General features: G+C 63.6%; 13 protein-coding genes. 4 read left to right on the top strand and 9 right to left on the bottom strand.

Features of this window, described 5'->3' with window-relative positions; genetic code table 11:
* Nucleotides 1–46: 46 nt before the first annotated feature.
* From A8950_RS03510 to A8950_RS03535, 6 genes are all read right to left on the bottom strand, one after another.
* Nucleotides 47–1,468: a homospermidine synthase gene (locus A8950_RS03510; RefSeq protein WP_133612213.1), complete on the bottom strand. Its 1,422-nt coding sequence runs from the start codon at nucleotides 1,466–1,468 to the stop codon at nucleotides 47–49.
* Between the two features lie 187 nt (nucleotides 1,469–1,655).
* The gene (locus tag A8950_RS03515) at nucleotides 1,656–1,931 is read right to left on the bottom strand and encodes a chorismate mutase (protein WP_243735517.1); all 276 of its coding nucleotides are present in this window, start codon (nucleotides 1,929–1,931) and stop codon (nucleotides 1,656–1,658) included.
* 51 nt (nucleotides 1,932–1,982) lie between these two features.
* Entirely contained in the window at nucleotides 1,983–2,867 is an 885-nt protein-coding gene (locus A8950_RS03520) for a prephenate/arogenate dehydrogenase family protein (RefSeq protein WP_133612215.1), read from the bottom strand.
* On the bottom strand, nucleotides 2,864–3,964 hold the full coding sequence (gene hisC, locus A8950_RS03525) for a histidinol-phosphate transaminase (RefSeq protein ID WP_133612216.1): 1,101 nt from the start codon (nucleotides 3,962–3,964) through the stop codon (nucleotides 2,864–2,866). Before hisC ends, A8950_RS03520 begins: the two co-directional genes overlap by 4 nt.
* Before the next feature lie 32 nt (nucleotides 3,965–3,996).
* Nucleotides 3,997–4,911 carry a chorismate mutase gene (gene pheA / locus A8950_RS03530; protein ID WP_166644973.1) on the bottom strand — a complete coding sequence of 305 codons (915 nt, stop codon included), beginning with the start codon at nucleotides 4,909–4,911 and terminating at the stop codon, nucleotides 3,997–3,999.
* A 358-nt stretch (nucleotides 4,912–5,269) separates the two neighbouring features.
* The gene (locus A8950_RS03535; protein ID WP_133612218.1) at nucleotides 5,270–10,084 is read right to left on the bottom strand and encodes an NAD-glutamate dehydrogenase; all 4,815 of its coding nucleotides are present in this window, start codon (nucleotides 10,082–10,084) and stop codon (nucleotides 5,270–5,272) included.
* A 287-nt stretch (nucleotides 10,085–10,371) separates the two neighbouring features.
* On the opposite strand from A8950_RS03535, the gene A8950_RS19355 reads away from it, so the two are divergent.
* Together A8950_RS19355 and A8950_RS19360 are read left to right on the top strand one after the other, a co-directional pair.
* Nucleotides 10,372–10,722, top strand: coding sequence for a hypothetical protein (locus tag A8950_RS19355; protein ID WP_166644974.1), 351 nt, complete (start codon nucleotides 10,372–10,374; stop codon nucleotides 10,720–10,722).
* A gap of 92 nt (nucleotides 10,723–10,814) precedes the next feature.
* The gene (locus A8950_RS19360; protein WP_166644975.1) at nucleotides 10,815–11,585 is read left to right on the top strand and encodes a trypsin-like serine peptidase; all 771 of its coding nucleotides are present in this window, start codon (nucleotides 10,815–10,817) and stop codon (nucleotides 11,583–11,585) included.
* Between the two features lie 19 nt (nucleotides 11,586–11,604).
* On the opposite strand, the gene nhaA is transcribed toward A8950_RS19360, so the two are convergent.
* Together nhaA and hspQ are read right to left on the bottom strand one after the other, a co-directional pair.
* Nucleotides 11,605–12,777 (bottom strand): Na+/H+ antiporter NhaA, encoded by a 1,173-nt coding sequence (nhaA, locus tag A8950_RS03545; protein WP_133612220.1) that lies wholly within the window; start codon nucleotides 12,775–12,777, stop codon nucleotides 11,605–11,607.
* Nucleotides 12,778–13,157: 380 nt separating this feature from the next.
* Entirely contained in the window at nucleotides 13,158–13,487 is a 330-nt protein-coding gene (gene hspQ / locus A8950_RS03550; protein WP_133612221.1) for a heat shock protein HspQ, read from the bottom strand.
* 98 nt (nucleotides 13,488–13,585) lie between these two features.
* Here hspQ and A8950_RS03555 point away from each other — a divergent pair, with 98 nt between their 5' ends.
* The gene (locus A8950_RS03555) at nucleotides 13,586–14,455 is read left to right on the top strand and encodes an AAA family ATPase (protein ID WP_133612222.1); all 870 of its coding nucleotides are present in this window, start codon (nucleotides 13,586–13,588) and stop codon (nucleotides 14,453–14,455) included.
* A 7-nt stretch (nucleotides 14,456–14,462) separates the two neighbouring features.
* The gene (locus A8950_RS03560; protein WP_133612223.1) at nucleotides 14,463–15,647 is read left to right on the top strand and encodes a vWA domain-containing protein; all 1,185 of its coding nucleotides are present in this window, start codon (nucleotides 14,463–14,465) and stop codon (nucleotides 15,645–15,647) included.
* A gap of 46 nt (nucleotides 15,648–15,693) precedes the next feature.
* Here the strand turns inward: A8950_RS03560 and A8950_RS19925 are convergent, their stop codons facing one another.
* Nucleotides 15,694–20,634 (bottom strand): beta strand repeat-containing protein, encoded by a 4,941-nt coding sequence (locus A8950_RS19925; RefSeq protein ID WP_279513017.1) that lies wholly within the window; start codon nucleotides 20,632–20,634, stop codon nucleotides 15,694–15,696.
* Nucleotides 20,635–20,820 lie beyond the last annotated feature (186 nt).

Genomic DNA, 20,820 nt, shown 5'->3' on the forward strand with positions numbered 1-20,820 from the left:
CCCGCGCTTTCACGCGGGCCCATTCGTCTCGTGCAATCTAAGTCGCCTAGCGGCGGACGCGGAAGTTCTCGAACTGCCAGGGATCCGACATGTCGAGATTGGGCTCGGGGAAGAGGACGTTGCGGTCCTTCAGCGGATTCCAGTCCGAGAAACAGCCGACCACCGGGCCGAGATAGGGCCGGCAGATGTCGAGGATGTAGTCGTGGTCAATATCCTCCGGCTCGACGACACCCCTGTTGGGGTTCTCGATCAGCCACATGGCGCCGGCCAGCACGGGCGCCGCGATCTGCGGCGAGGTGGCGTTGTAATCCGGCCCCATGACGCGGCGCGCCTCGTGGATCGACAGCTGCGAGCCAAACCAATAGGCGCCGAAATCGCCCATCAGCAGCGCACCCAGCTCGTCGATGCCGTCGACGATCTCCTCGTTGAGCGGGCGGATGTCCTTCTGCAGGACAAAGCCCCGCTCCTGGAACTCACGCACCGAGAGCACGGCGTCGTCGCAGGGGTGATAGGCGTAGTGCACGGTCGGCCGGAAGGTCACCTTGCCCTTTTCGGTCACGGTGAAGTAATCCGCGGTGGTAATCGATTCACCATGGGTGATGAGATAGGCGATCATCGGCCCGCCATGCGGCGTCCAGGAACGCACCTCGGTGGTGCAGCCCGGCTGACGCAGGTAGATGGCGGCCTTGCTGCCGACCTTGTGCTCGGCGGCATTCTCGGGAAGTCTTTTCTCATGCGTGCCCCAGCCGAGTTCGGCCGGCTGGCAGCCTTCGCCGACGAAGCCATGGATCGACCAGGTGTTGCAGAACTCGTTCGGCCGCTTCGGCACATCCGTGATCTGCAGGTCATGTTCGGCCACGTGGATGACCTTGACGCCGCAATCGCGCATCAGCTTGGCCCAGGCCTCGCGGGTCTTGGGCTTGGTTGCATCCAGGCCGCGCATGCGCGCGATGTCGAGGACGCCCTGCTTGATGAAATGGGTAATGAGGCCCGGATTGGCGCCATGGGTCAGCAGAGCCGAGGGACCGTTTTTGGGGAATTTCTTGGCCGCTTCCAGGGCCCGGTGGCGCAGATAGTAGTTGGTGCGCTGCTCTTCCGGGATGGACGCGTTGTCGTAATAGCCGGCCCAGGGCTCGATGCAGGTGTCGATATAGAGGACGCCCTGCTTCTGGCACCAGGCGATGAGGGCCAGAGAATCGACCTCGACCGACAGATTGATCAGGAGGTCGCCCTTCTTCAGGTGCTGGCCGAGGAGCTTGCCGTAGTTCTTTTCATCCACCGGCTGGACGATGTATTTGACGCCCTTTTCGATGAAGCGCGCGGCATCATCGCTGTGGTCGTGGCCGTCGATGACCGTGACATTAGACAAGGGCATGTCGAAGTGACGCTCGATCAGCGGCATCGTGCACCGGCCGACCGAGCCATATCCAATCATTACGATACGACCCTTGTAGGGAAATTTTGCCATTTCTACCTCATGTTCAGAAAATGCGGTCGGTATGCTGCAACAAACCGGCAGCAGGCTTGCGCCAGAAGCTCGCGGGTGGCGCGGAAACGCGGGATTGTCGACCAGATAGCCCCGAGAATTCGGCGATTAAGGGATATTGCCCGGCCGTGCAAGTGAATTTTGCGGGGCGGCCTGTCCCAAGCGTCGGTCAGGATTTGTGCAGGCGGTCGAAGACGCCGAACTCGTGCTGGATCGAACGTTCGATCAGGTCGCGATAGAGCGGTTCAACGAAGTCGGGATCGATCCCCGCGGCCAGGGCCGTGGCGCGCACCTTGGCGATGACGTCCTCGACCCGCGCCTCGTCGCGCACCGCCGCGCGATCCGCCTTCAGGCGCCCCGCCTCGTTGATGAAGTGCATCCGGTCCGCCAGCAACGCCACGATCGCGCGGTCGAGGGCGTCGATCTCCTCGCGGACCTCGTCCATGTCACGACATGGCTTTCGGCGGGTAGCGGTCATGCCTTCTCGCCCACCCCGTCACGCCTGCTTCGCGTCGATAATGCCGCGGCGCACCTCGCGGGTGCGGGTGAAGGTCTCGAACAGCTTGTCGCCTTCGCCCCAGCGGATGGCCCGCTGAAGCGCCGTCAGATCCTCGGTGAAGCGGCCGAGGATTTCCAGCACCGCCTCGCGGTTGTTGAGGAAGATGTCGCGCCACATGGTGGGATCCGAGGCGGCAATGCGGGTGAAATCGCGGAAGCCGGAGGCCGAGAACTTGATCACCTCGGATTGGGTCGAGGTCTCCAGCTGTGTCGCCGTATCGACGATGGTATAGGCGATGAGATGCGGCAGATGCGAGGTGATGGCCAGCACCTGGTCGTGATGGCTGGGCTCCATGATCTCGACCATCGACCCCATGCGCTCCCACAGTGCCTTCAGGCGCTCGGTGGCTGCGGAATCGGTGCCGGGCACGGGGGTCAGGATCGCCCAGCGGCCCTTGAACAGTTCGGCAAAACCAGCGCGCGGTCCCGAATGTTCGGTGCCGGCGATGGGGTGGCCGGGAATGAAGTGGACACCTTCCGGCACATGGGGGCCGAGATCCCGCACCACCGCCTGTTTGACCGAGCCGACATCGCTGAGGATGGCCCCGGGCTTCAACCCCCTGGCAAGCTGCGGTCCGAGCGCTGCATAGGCGCCGATCGGCACGGCGACGATGACGAGGTCGGCATCGGCGATGGCATCGCCGAGGCGATCATGGACCTGGCCGAGATCGAGTTCCTGTGCGGCTGCCCGGGCCTCGGCGCTGGCGTCGAAGATGGTGATCTCGCCGGCCAGCCGGCCGAGCTGCATCGCCCGCGCCAGCGACGAGCCGATGAGGCCGATGCCGATGATGCCGACGCGCGGAAAGATCGGCGTCTCCGTCATTGTGTCGCCGCCCCTTGCACGAATTCGCCGAGCGCCGCGGCGCAGGCCCGGACGGCCGCTTCCTCGGCGATGGTGATGCGCAGGCAGTCAGGCAGGCCATAGGCGCCCATCTTGCGCACCAGCACGCGGCGCGACTTCAGGAATTTCTCCGCCGCATCGGCATTCAACTTGGGATCGCTCGGGAAGCGCACCAGCACGAAATTGGTGACCGAGGGATAGGGGTGAAGGCCGATCGCCTTCAGCTGATCCACGAACCAGGGTAGCCAGTAGTCGTTATGCGCCTTCGAGCGCTTGACATGCGCGTGGTCGGCCAAGGCGGCGATACCGGCGATCTGGGCCGGGGCCGCCACGTTGAAGACACCGCGGATGCGATGCAGCACGCCGACGATGCTGGCTTGCCCATAGGCCCAGCCGAGGCGCAGCGCCGCGAGGCCATGGATCTTGGAGAAGGTGCGCGACACGATGACATTGTCGTATTCCTTCACCAGTTCGGAGCCGTCAGTATAGTCCGGCCGGTCGACATACTCGGCATAGGCGGCGTCCACCACCAACAGGACGTTACCGGGCAGGCCCTCGCGCAGGCGGCGCATCTCGCTGGCCGGGATATAGCTGCCGGTCGGGTTGTTCGGGTTGGCCACGAAGCAGATCTTTGTCCGCGGCGTCACCGTGGCGAGCAGCGCATCGACATCCGTGGTGAGGTCCTTTTCCGGCGCCGTCACCGGTACGGCACCGACCGATTGCGCGGCGATGGGATAGATCAGGAAGCCGTGGCGCGAATAGAGCACTTCGTCGCCCGGCCCGGCATAGGCGCGGGCGATGAGGACCAGGATGTCATCCGAGCCGGTGCCGCAGATGATCTCGTCCTCGCGGCCGCCCACTTCCCGCGCCAGGGCTGCGCGCAGGGCATGGCTGGCGCCGTCGGGATAGCGGTGCAGCTCCGTAGCACCCTTGGCATAGGCCGCCATGGCATCCGCACTGGCGCCCAAGGCGCTTTCGTTGGACGACATCTTGTGGATCGGACCCGAACCCGGCAGCTCATGTTCGCCCGGCACATAGGCGGCGATTTCCATGATTCCCGGACGGACGGCGAGTGTCATCTTGCGCAACTCCTAGAAAATGGACCGCGGGCTCAATGCACGCCGCCGGCCGGTTCGTCCGCTAGCTCGGCCTTGGTCAGCGGTTCGGCATAGGCACCAATCGCGTGCAGGCGCGCGTCGCGGCCCAGTGTATCCTTGCCGAGGGCATTCATCACCAGCGTGAGGCGCGGGTCCTGGGCGGCGACATAGCCGGCCACCTCGACCAAATTGAGATCCGGTCCCCGGCGGTCACGGCCGCCATGGATGAAGCTGGTTTCCAGCCCGACATTGGCCAGGGCCTGGCGCAGCGCCGAGCGGCTGATCGGCTCGGGCGCCTCCAGCACCAGCAGGGAGTGATCCCGGTCCGTGGGTTCGGTCGGTGTCCGGCCGACCACCAGCGCCTGCAGGTCGGGATTGCGCTGGTTGCCGGGGTCGCCGAAGGGCAGCCGGGCGATGATATGGGGAAGCTGGGGCGAGCCGATCAGGCGTCGCCACCAGGAATCCGTCTCGTCCTCGCGCGGGAAGGGCAGGACGGCGACAGTCGCCGACCCGTCCATCACGGCCGAGAGGGCGCGGTCGACGCGGCTGAAGGTCAGGATCTTGACGCGGCTGCCATAATGGTCGCGGGCCAGGTCCCAATAGCCGGGCTGGCCCTGGGGGGCGTAGACGGCCACCGCAAACGGCCCCTCGACCTGAAGGAGGGCCGAGATCATCTCGCGCCACATCCGCACCACGACCGCCTTGGGCAGCTTGCCCCGGTGGCGCGCGATCAGGCGGCGCAGGATCTTGGCTTCACGGGCCGGGCGGATGAACTTGGCGCCCTCGGCCGGGGAATTGCCGGAGACGGGCTGCTTCGCTGCCTTGGCAGCGCCGACCGCGACAGCGAGCTCGGTCCGTCGCATCAGCAGATCGTGCAACTGGTCATCGATGGCGTCGATCTGACGCCGCAATCGATTGAGCTCGTCCATAGTGCTGTCAGAGCCTTGCATGTTCCCCCGACCCGCTTTTCCGATCAGCGCTGTTTGTTGCGTCCTCATTATCGGCAATCCGGCCTGGCCCCGCCCAGCCCGGATCGCGGCCCTTTGATAGCGGCCAAGCGGCGGAAAAGCAAAGAAAACCTTGAAAGAAGCCAGAGGCTGCGCCGGTCTGCCAAAGGTGCCGGCGACCGCCTTGCCGCGGTGGAAATGACCGCATGGTGCCCCTGACACCGGTCGGTCCGGGGGAGCCCGGGAAGGGGAGCGCGGCCGCGAGTGTCCGGCCGCGGTGCCGGCATCCCCTGCTGGCCGCAGGATGCCGGATCATCCTGGGGCGCCGGTATGCGCCCCGCTAACTCAACAGGCTCCGCAGCGCCCGGTTGGCCACGGCCAGCATGGCCAGTTCCAGCTTGGTGGTCTGGCGCAATTCGGTGAACAGCGCGTCGGAACGGGCGAGGGCGGCCCCCCGCGTCGCCTTCCAGCCCTCGATCGCCTCGGGCCCGGTCAGGCCAAGATCGTTGCCGAGGACGGCCAGGGTCAGGTCGCGCTGGTGCGTGTTGAGGTCGTCGACGATGGCGAAGACCGCCAGGCGCTGCCAGTGACTGTCGCCGATCAGCCCCTTGGCGCCGCTCCGCAGCCAATCCAGGTTGAACTGGTCGCCGATCGCGAAGAAGGTCCGGGCCACGTCCTCGACCTTGATCCTGGTCTGGGCCGAGATGCGCACCACATCCAGCGTCGCGGCGAGGCTGCCGAGCTGCGCGATGCGGCGCGCCAGCGCTTCCGGCACACCGGCCGACATGAGGTTGCCGGCCCGCTTCAGATTGGCCGCCTGGTCGCCCGGCGAAAGCAGGTTCGGAAGCGCGGCTTCGACCGCGCTGATGCCCGGCTCGGTCGCGGCGATATTGGCAGCGACATCGAGCGGCTGCTCGCCATTGCGCAGGAACCAGAGGGTCGCCTGCTCGGCAAGACGGTTGATCTCCAGCAGCATCGAGGTCTGGACGCTGGCAGAAACCTTGTTGTCGAGCCCCTGGATGGTGTTCCACATGTCACGCAGCTTGAAGGCCGCGCGGGTGACAGCATAGGCGCGGGCGATCGCCGAGGCGCTCTGGCCGGTCTTTTCACGAGTCACGTGGACGAAGGTGGCGCCCATCCGATTGACCATGCTGTTGGTCACCACGGTGGCGATGATCTCGCGCCGCAGTCGGTGCTTCAGGATGAGGGCGTGATAGCTCTGCCTCAGCTTGGTCGGGAAATAGTTGATGAGGTCGTCGACCAGCTGCGGGTCGTCCGGCAGGTCCGAAGGCAGCAATTCGTCATAGAGCACGTTCTTGGCATAGGCCAGCAGCACGGCACCCTCGGGGCGGGTGAGGCCGATGCGCTGGGTGACGCGGCCGCGCATGATTTCGTCGTCGGGCAGGAATTCGATCCCCCGGTCCAGCCGCCCGATTCGTTCGAGTCCGCGCATGAAGCGGCCCTGCTGGTCGACCAGCGTATAGCTCTGCGCCTCGGCGACGGAAAGCGCCTGGGATTGCAGGTAATTGTCCCGCAACACCAGATGCCCGACCTCCTCGGTCATCTCGGCCAGCAACTGGTCGCGCTGTTTCACTGTAAGGTCGCCATTGGCGACCGCTTCGTTGAGCAGGATCTTGATGTTGACTTCGTGGTCAGATGTGTCGACGCCGGCGGAGTTGTCGACCGCATCCGTGTTGATGCGCTTGCCGGACAATGCCGCCTCGATACGGCCCCGCTGCGTGCAGCCGAGATTGGCACCCTCGCCGATCACGCGGCAGCGCAGCATCTCGCCATCGACGCGGATCGCGTCATTGGCGCGGTCGCCGACATCGGCATGGGATTCGTCGGACGACTTCACATAGGTGCCGATGCCGCCGAACCACAGCAGGTCGACTTCGGCCTTGAGCAGGATCTGGATCAGTTCGTTCGGCGTCACCTGGTCCTTGGCGATGCCGAAGCGCTGCTTGACCTCGGCGCTGAGGCGGATCGATTTGGCCTTGCGCTCGAATATGCCGCCGCCGGCCGAGATCAGTTTTGGGTCATAGTCGCTCCAGGTCGAGCGCGGCAGGTCGAAAAGACGGCGGCGCTCGGCAAAGCTGGATGCCGGATCCGGGTTCGGATCCAGGAAGATGTGCATGTGGTTGAAGGCAGCCACCAGCCTGGTGTGCTCGGACAGCAGCATGCCGTTGCCGAAGACGTCGCCGGACATGTCGCCGACGCCGACGCAGGTAAAGTCGACGTTCTGGATGTCGTGATCCAGTTCGCGGAAATGCCGCTTCACGCATTCCCAGGCGCCGCGGGCGGTGATGCCCATCTTCTTGTGGTCATAGCCCGCCGAGCCGCCAGAGGCGAAGGCGTCGTCAAGCCAGAAACCGTATTCGCGCGAAACCGAGTTGGCGATGTCGGAGAAGGTAGCCGTGCCCTTGTCCGCGGCAACGACCAGATAGGGATCGTCCTCGTCATGGCGCACGACATTGGCTGGCGGAACCACCTTGCCGCCAGCCAGGTTGTCGGTGATGTCGAGCAGGCCGCGCATCAGCGTCTTGTAGCAATGCACCACCTCGGCCATCATGGCGTCGCGATCGCCACCTTGCGGCGGCCGCTTGACGACAAAGCCGCCCTTCGATCCCACCGGCACGATAACGGCGTTCTTCACCATCTGCGCCTTCATCAGGCCGAGGACCTCGGTGCGGAAATCCTCGCGCCGGTCTGACCAGCGGATGCCGCCGCGCGCGACCTTGCCGCCACGTAGGTGAATGGCTTCCGCGCGGGGGGAATAGACGAAAACTTCGACCAGCGGCCGCGGCAGGGGTAGTTCCTCGATGCGCGCTGAATCCAGCTTGAAGGAGACGTATTCCTTGCGTCCGCCACCTGCAGCCGGCTGGTAGAAATTGGTTCTCAGGGTGCACTGCACGAAGTTGAGATAGCGCCGCAGGATGCGGTCCTCGTCCAGATTGACCACGGCGTCCAGGGCCGTCGCGATCTCGGCCTCGATCTTCTGCGCCGCTGCCGGGCGCTCGTCCTGGAACGCAGGATCGTTGCGCACATGGAACAGCTTGGCGATCTTGCGCGTGATCTGCGGGTTGGCGTTCAGCGTCGCTTCCATATAGGCTTGGCTGAACGGAATCGCGGCCTGGCGCAGATACTTGCACATGGCGCGCATCAGGGTGATGTCGCGCCAGCCGAGGCGCGCCGTCATCACCAGCCGGTTGAAGCCGTCATCCTCCATCTGCCCGCTCCAGATCTTGGCATAGGCCTGATGGAACTTGGCGCGGATGTCGGCGATGTTGATATCGGCACCGTCCGCCGTCACCATGACGAAGGCGTGGATCCAGACCGGCTGCTCGGTGCCTTCGGGATGCACCTCGAACGGCATTTCGCTGATCACCTTGAGGCCGAAATTCTCCAGCGACGGCAACACGGTGGACAGGGCGATCTTCTCGCCCATCTTGTAGAGCTTGAGATGCAGTTCGTTTTCCGGCGCCTCGATCGGCCGATAGAGGTTGATCGAGGTCCAGTTTTCCCGAATCGCCTCCTCGATACGGTCGATGTCGCCGACCGCGGCATGGGCGTTGAAGGATTCCTCGAAGCCGGCGGGGAAGGCATTGCGATAGCGGCGCAGCTGGACAAGGCCGTCGGCCTCCCCCTTGGCCTCGATCAGCGCCTCGCGCAGCTGGTCCTGCCATGAACGGCAGGCATCGGCGACCAGCTGCTCCAGTTCCTTGGAATCATAGCCCGGGATCTCGCCCGGCATGGTGGAGATGATGAGATGCACGCGCGCCAGCGGACTTTCGGTCAGATGGACGTAGAAATTGGAGAGGCGTCCGTTGAACGCCTTGCACAGCAGATTGGTGATGCGCAGGCGCAGTTCCGTCGTCATCCAGTCGCGCGGCAGATAGACGAAGCAGGACAGGAACCGCTCGTAGGGATCGCGCCGTACGAACAGGGCGACGCGCTGGCGTTCCTGCAGATTGAGGATGCCAAGCGCCGTTTCCAGCAATTCCTCAGTGTCGATCTGGAACAGTTCGTCGCGCGGATAGGTTTCCAGGATATTGGTGAGCGCCTTGCCGTCATGACTGTTGGCTGAGAAGCCGGCGCGGTCGAATACGGTCTGCACCTTGTGCCGCAGCAGCGGAATTTCCCAGGGCGACCGGTTGTAGGCGACCGAGGTGAAGAGACCGGCGAACAGCCGCTCGCCCACCACCTTGCCCTTCTTGTCGAAGATCTTGATGCCGAAGGTGTCGAGATGAACGTTGCGATGGACGGTCGAGCGCAGATTCGCCTTGGTGACCAGGATCAACTTCGGCTGGGTCAGGAAGTTGCGCACGTCCGGCGGCAGCGCATCGAGGTTCCGCATGCCTTCGAACACGCGCACATTGGCATCGCGCAGCACGCCGAGGCCGGCGTCATCCCGGATGTGATAGGTGATGGCGTCACCGTCTTCGGCAAAGCTGTACTCACGGTATCCGAGGAAAGTGAAATGGTCGTCGTTGATCCAGTTGAGGAAGGCGGCAACCTCGCTCACCTCCTCGGCCGGCAACGGCAGCTTGCCCTTGGTAATTTCGGCAATCACGGTATCGAGCCGGGCGCGCATCGGCTGCCAGTCCTCGACGGCGAGCCGCACGTCGCGAAGCACCGCCTCCAGGCGATTGCGGATGATGTCGAGCTGTTCCTGGGTCGCCACCTGGTTGACCCGCAGCTGCATGATCGATTCCGACTTCGCCTCCGGCCCGGCAATGCCGGTCATCTCCCCTTTCGCGCCGCGGGTGACCGGCATGATCGGATGGATTACCAGATGCACGCCCAGTTCCTGGCGGTTCAGCTCGGCTGTGACTGAATCCACCAGGAAGGGCATGTCGTCATTGACGATCTCGACCACGGTGTGGGGCGAGCGCCAGCCATGCTCGTCGACCCGCGGGTTGAATACCCGCACCTTGGTCTGCTTCTCCTGTCGCTGGCCGGAGAAATTGGCGAGGGAAAGGGCGGCGCAGAACAGATCCTCGGGCGATTCCCCGGCGATATCCGCCAGTGGCACCAGGGCGTAGAAGTGCCGGATGAAAGCCTCGATCAGCGGCGCCCTCTTGCGCTCGATCCGGTCGCCGACGAAACGCACGATCTCGTCGATCAACTGCTGCTTCAGCTTGTCCGCTCGCATGATATGGAAACCCCGTGACAGTGGATTGATCTGTTAATTGTCTGATTTTGGACAGATTCTAGCCGATGCAATGCAAAAGAGCCATGCGCGGGACGCTGGAGCGGACCGGCGGAACGATGGCCGGCAGGCCGAAGCGGCGGGCATTTCGTGCGTTTCCACGTCGATAGCCGATCTTGGTAAAGAAAAATTAAACATTGCCGGTCAAGCTGCATCCAGGTTGCGCCAGCGGGCGGCCCGGTCTGATCGCCCGGCGCTGGCTGGGTATTTCAACTTTCAAGGGGGCAGCCATGCTGATGGACGAGGTCCGCGGCGAGGCATTCTTGCGCAAACTTCCGGCGGAGATCCGCCAGTCGCTGACGCCCCCCCAGGCCGAGGCAATCAGCCGCGTGGCGCAGGGCTCGATCCAGCGCCGCCATCCGATCGACTTGCGCCTGTCGATTCCCCTGCCTGGCAGCCGCGCCTACCTCGTCGTGCTGATGGGCAGGGAGAAGCGCAGCGCCGCCCGGCGCGACATGGACCGGCAATTGCGCCCCAACGACCGGATCAGCCAGATGGTTGTGTTCGGCCTTGCGGTCGCGGCCTTTTCGCTGGCGGCCTTCATCGGACTTTTGTTTCACAACGCCATCCTGGCCCCCTGAGTGTCGTACTGCGCATGTCGTTAACTGGTTTGGGCTTGCGGGCAGCCATTCGGCCGGGAGTTCGGCCGGGCATTCGGCCGGGCCGGCTTTGCGTGGCGATCGCGGCGGCCTGCCTTTCCTTCTTCGCTGGCGCTGCCGGCGCAGACTCGCTGCCGCCGCTCCCCAAGATCGGCGTCACCGGCAGTGACGACCGGGTTCGGGTCGATTCCACGAGCTGGCCCTGGATCGCCATCGGCCGCATCAATCTCGAGGGGCGCGGTCATTGCACCGGCACGCTGGTCGCGCCCGATCTGGTGCTGACGGCCGCGCATTGCCTGTGGAACGCGCCGGACGGGCGCTGGGGCATCCCGCTGGAGACGCATTTTGTGGCCGGCTATGACCGCGGCAGCTATGCCGCGCATTCCCGCGGCCGCGCTTTCATTTTTGATCCGGAATACGATCCGGCGCGGCGCCTCCAAGTGTTCGGCATGGCCCGCGACTGGGTCCTGGTGGAACTGGAGAAGAAGCTGGATATCCGGCCGGTCCCGCTGGCTCAGCTGGACTGGCCGGCGCTCTATCGACTGGGCCAGGCGGGCGAAATGACCAATGCCGGCTACAGCAGCGACTGGCCCGAAATCGCCATGCGCGATGCCGGCTGCCAGGCCGAGAAAATCTTCGCCGAGCAGCCGCTGGTGCTGCACAACTGCGATGCCACCTTTGGCGCATCCGGCGGACCGTTGCTGCGCATGCAGGGGGACCGGGTCGAGGTCGTCGGCGTGCAGAGCGGGGCGATCCAGCTGAAGGCCACCGCGACGCAGCCCGCGGGCGAGGAACTGAGCGCTGCCGTGCCGGTCTGGCGGTTCTTCGGGGCCGCGCGGCGCTGAGCCAGGTGCTGGCGCGCGATCAGCTGCCAGCCATCCCCGGTCGCGGCAGGCAGCGCAGGATACCATAGCCGAACAGCGCCGAGGCGAGCGAGCCGGTGAGCACGCCGAGGCGCATTTCCGCACCCAGATGGGCGTCCGGGAAGGCCAGGGTGCCGATGAAGAGGGACATCGTGAAACCGATCCCGGTGAGTACGCAGACGCCATAGATCTGCGGCCAGGTGGCGCCGGTCGGCCGCCGGAACAGGCCGAGTGCCGAGCCGCCGGCGACCGCCAGCATGACGCCGATCTGCTTGCCGAAGAACAGGCCGAGGGCAACGCCCAGCGTCAGCGTATGGGTGAAGGATTCCAGCGACAACTCGGCCAGATTGATGCCGGCATTGGCAAAGGCGAAGAGCGGCATGATGCCGTAGGAGACATAGGGGTGGAGCGCGTTCTCGACGCGCCGCAGCGGCGATTGCTCGCGCGGCCCGTCGACCCGATAGGGCAGGCACATGGCGGTCACCACGCCGGCCACCGTGGCATGCACGCCTGATTTCAGCACGCAGGCCCAGACGAAGACGCCGATCACCAGATAGGGTAAGGCCCGGTACACGCCGCTGCGGTTCAGGATCACCATGGCCAGGATTCCAGCGCCGGCGAGGGCAAGGGCGGTGGTGGACAGGTCGCTGGTATAGAACACGGCGATGATCAGGATGGCGCCGAGGTCGTCGAGGATGGCAAGCGCCAGCAGGAAGACCTTGAGGCTGTGCGGCACGCGCGGGCCCAGCAGCGTCAGCACCGCGACCGCAAAGGCAATGTCAGTGGCGGATGGGATTGCCCAACCGACCGCAAGCTGCGGCGCGCCGCTGTTGATGGCGAGATAGATGATGGCCGGTACCGCCATGCCGCCGAGGGCCGCGACGCCCGGCAGGGCGGCTTGCGCCGGCGACGACAATTCGCCCGCCACCAACTCGCGCTTGATCTCGGCCCCCACCACCAGGAAAAAGACCGCCATCAGGCCGTCATTGATCCAAAGCAATAGCGGTTTCTCGATCCCGGCCCCGCCCAGGCTGATGCCGAAGGGCAAATCGAGGAAACCCTGATAGAGCGGGGCGAGGGCGGAATTCTCGCAGACGAAGGCCAGAATGGCGGCCAGCAACAGGATGATCCCGCCGGCGGATTCGAGTTGCAGGAAACGGCGGATCGGCGACATCGGCTATGTGGAACCCTGGCTGCTTGCCCCTGACAGATTGCCGCCCGGCGGGGCCGCTTCGGCCACCGATCCCGGGTGCGGATTCTGTATTCTCAGGCGCAACCTAGCGGGTTCACGACGCGATCGAAAGTCCGGATTGCCAGAGGTCGGCCGGCGGGCCCCTGGTCGGGAACCCGCCGCCGGAATCGGCCTCAGGCGAGCGTGGGGAGCGAGATGATCAGCATGATGAGGGCGGAGAAGGCGATGGCTTCCAGGGCATGGCGAGCGGTCGAGAGCATGGCGGCCTCCATTTGTGTGTGCAATATATTCACTTTATGTTCTATTTTAGTTCTATTGTCAAGCCAATTGATATCGTTGGCTTTTGTGCCGGCAGATCGGGTTCAGTTGGCGCGACCGGCCTTCAGGCGGTAGGCGCCGTGCTCGGGGCCGTCGAACAAATCCCGGATCATCGGGTGCCGGCACGGCCTGCCGCTCGCGTCGGGCAGCAGATTCTGCTCCGAAACATAGGCGACATAGGTCGTTTCCGTGTTCTCGGCGAGCAGGTGATAAAAGGGCTGGTCGCGATGCGGTCGGATATCGGCCGGGATCGATTGCAGCCATTCCTCGGTATTGGCAAAAGCCGGATCGACGTCAAAAACGACGCCCCGGAACGGATAGATGCGATGGCGGACGATGTCGCCGATCTTGAAGCGGGCATTGCGCTGGGTCATGACGGCAAAGATTGGGTGGCCGGCCGGGAAGGTCAAGCTTGTGGCGCATGGGGAATTCGTCGAGGATCGCCGCGCTCGCACAACCCTGGAAATGGACGATGACCCGACAGACGACCAGTGACGCCCCCCGATTTGCCGGCACCGGCAGCTACATCACCACACGCGACCTCGAGGTGGCGGTCAATGCCGCCATGAGCCTGGAGCGGCCCCTGCTGGTGAAGGGCGAGCCCGGCACGGGGAAGACCGTACTGGCGCGCGAGGTGGCGCAGGCCCTCGGGCTGCCACTCATTGAATGGCATGTGAAATCGACCACCAAGGCGGCTCAGGGCCTCTATGAATACGACGCCGTGGCGCGGCTCCGCGATGGCCAGCTGGGCGATGCCCGCGTCCACGACATCTCCAACTACATCGTCCGGGGCAAGTTGTGGGAGGCGTTTGCCTCCGACACCCGCGCCGTGCTGCTGATCGACGAGATCGACAAGGCCGATATCGAGTTCCCCAACGATCTGCTGCAGGAACTCGACCGCATGGAATTCTTCGTCTACGAAACCAAGGAAACGGTGAAGGCAAGGCACCGGCCGCTGGTCATCATCACCTCCAACAACGAGAAGGAACTGCCGGACGCCTTCCTGCGCCGCTGCTTCTTCCATTTCATCCGCTTTCCGGACCGAGAGACGATGGAACGAATCGTCGCGGCGCACTACCCCGACATCAAGCACGACCTGGTGCGCGAGGCGCTCAATCTGTTCTTCGACATCCGCGAGGTGCCGGGGCTGAAGAAGAAGCCTGCGACCTCGGAACTCCTGGATTGGCTGAAGCTCCTCATGATCGACGACATTCCGCCAGAGGTCCTGAAGTCGAACGACCCGAAGCTGGTGGTGCCGCCCCTCTATGGCGCGCTGCTCAAGAACGAACAGGACGTGCATCTTTTCGAGCGCGTCGCCTTCCTGGCCCGGCGCGGCCAATAGGCGGGCGATGTTCGCCGGCTTCATCACATCCTTGCGCAACGAAGGTGTCGCGGTCAGCCTCACCGAATACCTCACCCTGCTCAAGGCGATGAAGCAGCAGGTCGTGCTGCTGGATATCGAGGATTTCTACTACCTGGCGCGCGCAACCCTGGTGAAGGACGAGCGCTTGGTCGACCGCTTCGACCGCGTTTTCGCACTTTATTTCCAGGGAATCGCCAATGTCGGCGAGGATCTGCTGGCAGAAATTCCGGATGAATGGCTGAAGAGGCTGGCCGAGAAATACCTCAGCCCAGAGGAGATGGCGCAAATCGAGGCCCTGGGCGGTTTCGAAAAACTGATGGAGACGCTGCGTCAGCGCCTGGCGGAACAAAAGGAACGCCACCAGGGCGGCTCCAAATGGATCGGCACTGCTGGTACCTCGCCCTTCGGCGCCTACGGCTACAACCCGGAAGGCGTGCGCATCGGCCAGAAGGAATCGCGCCATCGGCGCGCCGTCAAGGTCTGGGACAAGCGCGAGTTCAAGGATCTCGATGGCGAGGTGGAACTGGGCACACGCGGCATCAAGCTGGCGCTGCGCCGCTTGCGCCGCTGGGGTCGCGAGGGCGAGGCCAACGAACTGGACCTCAACGGTACCATCCGGGCGACGGCCGCAAATGGCGGCGTGCTTGACCTTCATCTGCGCCCGGAGCGGCGCAACAAGGTGAAGGTGCTGCTGCTCCTCGATATCGGCGGCTCCATGGACGACCATATCGAGGAATCGGCCCAGTTGTTCTCGGCCGCCAAATCCGAGTTCAAGCATCTGGAGACGTTTTACTTCCACAACTGCCCATATGAGCGACTGTGGCGCACCAACCGGCGCCGTTTCGATGATTTTACGCCGACCACGCAGGTCATGAACACCTATGGCCCCGATTGGTCGCTGGTCATCGTCGGCGACGCCACCATGGGTCCCTACGAGATCACCCATGCCGGCGGCTCGGTCGAGCACTGGAACGAGGAATCGGGCGCCACCTGGATGGAACGGCTGCTGCGGCATTATCCCAAGGCCGCCTGGATCAATCCGCGCGACACCCACTACTGGGGCTTCATCCACTCGCTCAAACTCATGAAGCAGATCATGGGCGAACGCATGTTTCCGCTGACCCTCGATGGTCTCGATGATGCCCTGAAGGCATTGCGGCGCCCGAACTGAAAGGTGCCGAGCCGCCGCGCGGGCCGGGCGGCGGCTCGGTTCCTGCCTAGTGGTTGACGACCAGATCGCCGCCAAGGGCCCAGCCGAGGTCGTACATCGACGTGACCTGCGGCCCGGTCCAGCCGGTGATCGTAATCGCCGCCTGGTCGCCCGACACGCTGGTATAGATCGAAAGGGTACTGCCGCTGCTTGATGCATGATAGCCGGCATCGATCAGATCCTGCAGGTCGCTGCCGGCGCCGTTGAATATGTCATCGAAGCGCAGCTTGTCCTCGCCCAGCTTGAAGTCCGAGATGGTGTTCCGGTCGCTGACCAGGGCAAAGGCTTCGTTATAGACAAAGGTGTCGACGCCGGTACCGCCGGTCAGCTTGTTGATGCCGCTGCCGCCATAGATGATGTCATTGCCGGCTTCGCCCGACAGCGTGTCGTTGCCGTCGCCGCCTGCAAGAAGATCGTCGTCGGCGCCGCCAAGCAGGACGTCATTACCCTCGCCGCCAAATAGCTCGTCCTTGCCTTTGCCGCCATTCAGCGAGTCGTTGCCGGTCCAGCCCTCAATCGTGTCATCGCCATCGCCGCCATTGAGGATGTCGTTGCCATCGAAGCCCTCGACATAGTCGTTGCCGGTGCCGCCATCGAGTTTGTCATTTCCCAGCCCGCCGAACATCTGGTCATTTCCGTCGCCGCCGTTCAACGTGTCGTTGCCGTTGCCACCTTCGATGTGGTCGTTGCCAAGGCCACCCAGGACGATATCGTCATTGTCCTCGCCAAACAGAAAGTCATCGCCGCTGCCACCGTCGAGCTTGTCATTGCCGGAGCCACCATGGAGCCAGTCGATCCCGTCGCCGCCTTCGAGGGCATCGTTGTCCGAAAAGCCGTACAGCTTGTCGGAGCCGAGCCCGCCCTTGAGCGTGTCGTTGCCATCCTCGCCATAAAGGAAGTCGTCGCCTTCGCGACCGTCCAGAAGATCGGCGCCCTTGCCGCCAAAGAAATAGTCAACCCCGCCGCTGCCATAGAATTTGTCGGCAAAGTTCGATCCGACGAAGTTCTTGATATTGAGGTAAGTGTCGCCGGCGGCAAAACCGGTACTCGCTGCTGCATTGTCCAGATCCAGCGTCAGACCTGTGGTTGACAGGACAAAGGTAACCGTGTCCCCTTCATTGCTGCCGTTTCCGACACCACCGCCGTCGATGGCGTCCTTGCCCGCATCGGCATAGACCGTGTCGACGCCGAGGCCGCCAGTGATGGTATCATTGCCGGCACCGCCAAAGATTTGGTCGGACTCCTTGCCGCCGGTGATGATATCATTTCCGGCATCGCCATAGAGCTGGTTCTCGCCATCATTGCCGATGATGGTGTCGTTGCCGTCGCCGCCCTTGAGTACGTCGTTGCCGTTGCCACCGGTCAGCTTGTCATTACCCTTGCCGCCGGACAGGCCCCATACACCGGAAACGCCGCTATTGACCATGATGTCATCGCCCTGCGTTCCCTCGATGTATTCGATGTCGGTATAGGTGTCGTCTTTTGCGTCGCCGGTGCTGAGAGCCGTGTTGCCGACGACAATCGCGATTCCGCCAAGCAGATTTGCGTAGCTGGCCGTATCGATGCCGTCATTGCCGACCAGTTTGTCGGCGCCGGCACCACCGATGAGCACATCGTTGCCCAGGCCGCCATAGAGCTCGTCGTCGCCTTCACCGCCATCCAGCGTATCGTCCTCCTCGTAACCAAAGAGACTGTCGGCACCCTTGCCGCCGGAGATCTTGTCGTTGCCGCGTCCGCCGATGAGAATGTTTGCGTCATCGTTGCCGACAAGCGTGTCGTTGAAATTGCTGCCCTTGATGGCCTCGATGTCGATATAGGTATCGCCCTTCGCTTCGCCTGTGCTGAGTGCCTGGTTCGCCAGATTGACGGTCACCGCCGCTGTCGCGTCTTCATAGCTGACGATATCATCGTCCGCCCCGCCATCGAGTTTGTCGGCGCCGGCGCCGCCAACCAGAATATCGCTTCCGCCATTGCCTACCAGCCAGTCGTTGCCGCCACCGCCGTAAAGAAAGTTGATGTTGTTGTCGCCGACAAGCTTGTCGTTGTACTTGCTGCCGACCAGAGACTCTATGCCGTCATAGCTGTCGCCCAGTGCCTCGCCGGCATTGTTGGCGCTGTTCATCAGGTCGGCGATCACTGCTGCCGCCGCATTCCGATAGGTGGCGGTGTCGAAACCGGAACTGCCGATCAGGACGTCGGCGCCGAGGCCGCCCTCCAGAAGATCGTTGTTTGCGCCGCCGTTTAGAACGTCATCGCCCTTGCCGCCGACCAGGATGTCGTCGTGATTGTTGCCCAGCAGCGTATCATTGCCGTCGCCGCCTTCCAGTGTGTCGTTGCCGTCGCCACCGGAGAACGTGTCATCGCCGGCACCGCCCGCGATCTTGTCATTGCCGATGCCGCCGTCACCCTTGTCATTGCCGACGCCGCCGTCGAGGGTATCATCGCCGTCGCCGCCGAAGAGCTGGTCGTCACCGATGCCGCCGGTCAGCTTGTCATTGCCTTCGCTGCCGCTCAGTTTGTCGTTGCCGGTGCCGCCATCAAGGAGGTCGTCATCCTTGCCGCCGTCGAGAATGTCGTCCCCGACATTGCCAAGGAGCGTATCCTTGCCGTCCTCGCCGTGCAGTTCGTCGTCGCCAGTGCCGCCGTCGAGAATATCGTTGCCGGTGAAGCCGTACAGCTTGTCGTTGCCGGCTCCGCCAAGGAGCTTGTCATTATCCAGGCCGCCACCCAACCAGTCATTTCCGTCGCCGCCATCAAGCGTGTCGTCGCCTGCCTCGCCATAGAGACTGTCATCTTCGGTGCCGCCATAGATCTTGTCGATGCCGGTGCCGGCATAGATCGTGTCCTTGCCGGCATCGCCCCAGATCTGGTCGTTGTCGGAGCCGCCTTCGATATAGTCGTCGTCATTGCCGCCGTAGAGCAGATCGTTGCCGGAATCGCCCCATATCAGGTCCTTGCCGTCGGCGCCCTTGATCGTGTCGCTATCGGCGCCGCCGTAGAGAAAGTCCTGGCCCTTGCCGCCGGTGATCGTGTCGTTGCCGCCGTTGCCGTAGAAGATATTGCCATCGTCACTGGCGATGAACTTGTCGGCGAATTTCGATCCGCTCCAGTATTCGATCGAGATGTAGACGTCGCCCTTGGCATCGCCGGTGTTGAGGGCGGTATTGAGCAGATTGATCGTGACGCCAGCGCCGGCACTCTGGTAGCTCGCGGTATCACCCTCGTCGCCGCCGTCGAGAATATCCGCACCGGCACCGCCATCAAGCGTGTCTTCGCCGATACCGCCGATGAGCTTGTCATTGCCGACGCCGCCGAAAAGCAGGTCCGAGCCGGCACTGCCCGAAATCTGGTCGTCGCCGCCCTCGCCATAAATCAAGTCTGTGCCGCCGCCGCCCGAGATCTGGTCGTTGCCATCGCCACCATAGATAAAGTCGGTACCGGCGCCACCATAAAGGAAGTCGCCGAATTTCGAGCCGATCAGCCCTTCGATATTGGCATAGGTGTCGCCCTTGGCATCGCCGGCATTGAGTGCCGGCGCCGTCAGCCAAGCGGTGACGGCTGCGGTGGCGTTGCGGTAGCTGGCAAGATCAATGTCGTCGCCACCGTCCAGTTCGTCGGCGCCGGCACCGCCTTCCAACTCGTCATTGCCGGAGCCGCCGAACAGCTTGTCGTCGCCTTCGCCGCCCTTCAGCATGTCGTTCGAACTGCCGCCGTTGAGGGTGTCGTTGCCGGCACCGCCATGCAGGATGTCGTCACCGCTGTTGCCGATCAATTCGTCGTCGCCGGCGCCGCCGTCGATCGTGTCGTTGCCGCTGCCGCCGTCGAGATTGTCCTGGCCGTCACCGCCGGTCAGCTTGTCGTTGCCGCCGCCGCCGAACAGGATGCTGCCGGTTGCTGCCGCGATCATGGTATCGTTGAAATTTGTGCCGTGGACGCCCTCGATCTGGACGTAGATGTCGCCCTTGGCATCGCCGGTACTCTTGGCGGAATCGGCGAGGTTGATGGTCAGGCCGACCTTCGAATCGTCGTAATAGGCGAAGTCGGTGCCATCGCCGCCGATCATGGTGTCGGCGCCGGCGCCCCCCCGGAACTGGTCCGAGCCGTTGCCGCCATTCAGGTTGTCGTTGCCGGCACCGCCATAGAGCTTGTTGTTGCCGGAATCACCGATCAGGATGTCGTTGAAGGCGCTGCCGACGATGCCCTCGATATTGCTGAGGATGTCGCCGCTTGCACCGCCTGCGTTGTTGCTGGAATTGCCGAGGTCGACCGTCACGGCAGTTTTTGATTTTGCGTAGCTGACCAGGTCATTGCCGGCACCGCCGTCGATCTTGTCTGCGCCGTCGCCACCGTCCAGCGTGTCGTCCTTGGCGCCGCCGATCAGCCAGTCATTGCCTGCGCCGCCGCAAAGGAAGTTGGCAATCGCGTTGCCGCCTAGGATCTTGTCCTGGCCGTCGCCGCCGTCGAAGGCAAACTGGCCGTCGGCATTCTTCGCGATGCTGTTATAGGCGTTGACGTCAATGAAGTCGTCGTAGGCCGATCCGATATGGTTACCCTTGGCGTCGGTCGTCACGGCGGCCTTGGGGAACAATTCGATGGTCAACTGGGCGCTCGACATGGCGCCCGTCTTGTCGGTCACGGTATAGCTGAAGACATCCAGGGCACCGGCGGTCGGCGCACCGGCGTCATAGATGTTCGCGGTATTGCGGGTATAGGTATAGCTGCCATCCGGCTTGATATGCAGTGTGCCATGGAGCCCGGCGATGGTGACGCCGCCGCTTGTGACGGCCATGTTGTTGCCGGCATATGAGATCGCCGTCACCGTATTCGGGGCAATACCGAGGCTGTCCTTCCCGGTATTGCCGCTCAGCGTATTGGCCCCGGTGATGACGTTGCCGGTGGCAATGCCGTGGGCCGTGCGATCCAGATCCTTCAGCGCGTTCAGGCTCATGATCAATCCTCTGCAATGTCTTGTCCGGCCCGCCCGCTGCGGCCGGAGAAGCGTGATCAGGTGATGCAACTGGGGTTGTAATGGGGCCAATCGCCAACATTGGGCGCTTGCGGGCGGCATTTGGTTCGGCGAATCCGGCGCTGAAAAGGGCTGTCCGGGGGAAATCCGACAGTTGGGGGCTGTTTG

It is taken from the genome of Dongia mobilis (assembly GCF_004363235.1).
Lineage (GTDB): Bacteria > Pseudomonadota > Alphaproteobacteria > Dongiales > Dongiaceae > Dongia > Dongia mobilis.

Bases quoted from the DNA above. Each gene is read 5' to 3' on its own strand.
- A8950_RS03520 (WP_133612215.1), bottom strand. From the start codon at position 2,867: ATGACGGAGACGCCGATCTTTCCGCGCGTCGGCATCATCGGCATCGGC.
- A8950_RS03510 (WP_133612213.1), bottom strand. From the start codon at position 1,468: ATGGCAAAATTTCCCTACAAGGGTCGTATCGTAATGATTGGATATGGC.
- A8950_RS19355 (WP_166644974.1), top strand. From the start codon at position 10,372: ATGCTGATGGACGAGGTCCGCGGCGAGGCATTCTTGCGCAAACTTCCG.
- hspQ (WP_133612221.1), bottom strand. From the start codon at position 13,487: ATGACCCAGCGCAATGCCCGCTTCAAGATCGGCGACATCGTCCGCCAT.
- A8950_RS19925 (WP_279513017.1), bottom strand. From the start codon at position 20,634: ATGAGCCTGAACGCGCTGAAGGATCTGGATCGCACGGCCCACGGCATT.
- A8950_RS03535 (WP_133612218.1), bottom strand. From the start codon at position 10,084: ATGCGAGCGGACAAGCTGAAGCAGCAGTTGATCGACGAGATCGTGCGT.
- hisC (WP_133612216.1), bottom strand. From the start codon at position 3,964: ATGACACTCGCCGTCCGTCCGGGAATCATGGAAATCGCCGCCTATGTG.
- A8950_RS03560 (WP_133612223.1), top strand. From the start codon at position 14,463: ATGTTCGCCGGCTTCATCACATCCTTGCGCAACGAAGGTGTCGCGGTC.
- A8950_RS03555 (WP_133612222.1), top strand. From the start codon at position 13,586: ATGACCCGACAGACGACCAGTGACGCCCCCCGATTTGCCGGCACCGGC.
- A8950_RS03515 (WP_243735517.1), bottom strand. From the start codon at position 1,931: ATGGACGAGGTCCGCGAGGAGATCGACGCCCTCGACCGCGCGATCGTG.
- nhaA (WP_133612220.1), bottom strand. From the start codon at position 12,777: ATGTCGCCGATCCGCCGTTTCCTGCAACTCGAATCCGCCGGCGGGATC.
- pheA (WP_166644973.1), bottom strand. From the start codon at position 4,911: ATGGACGAGCTCAATCGATTGCGGCGTCAGATCGACGCCATCGATGAC.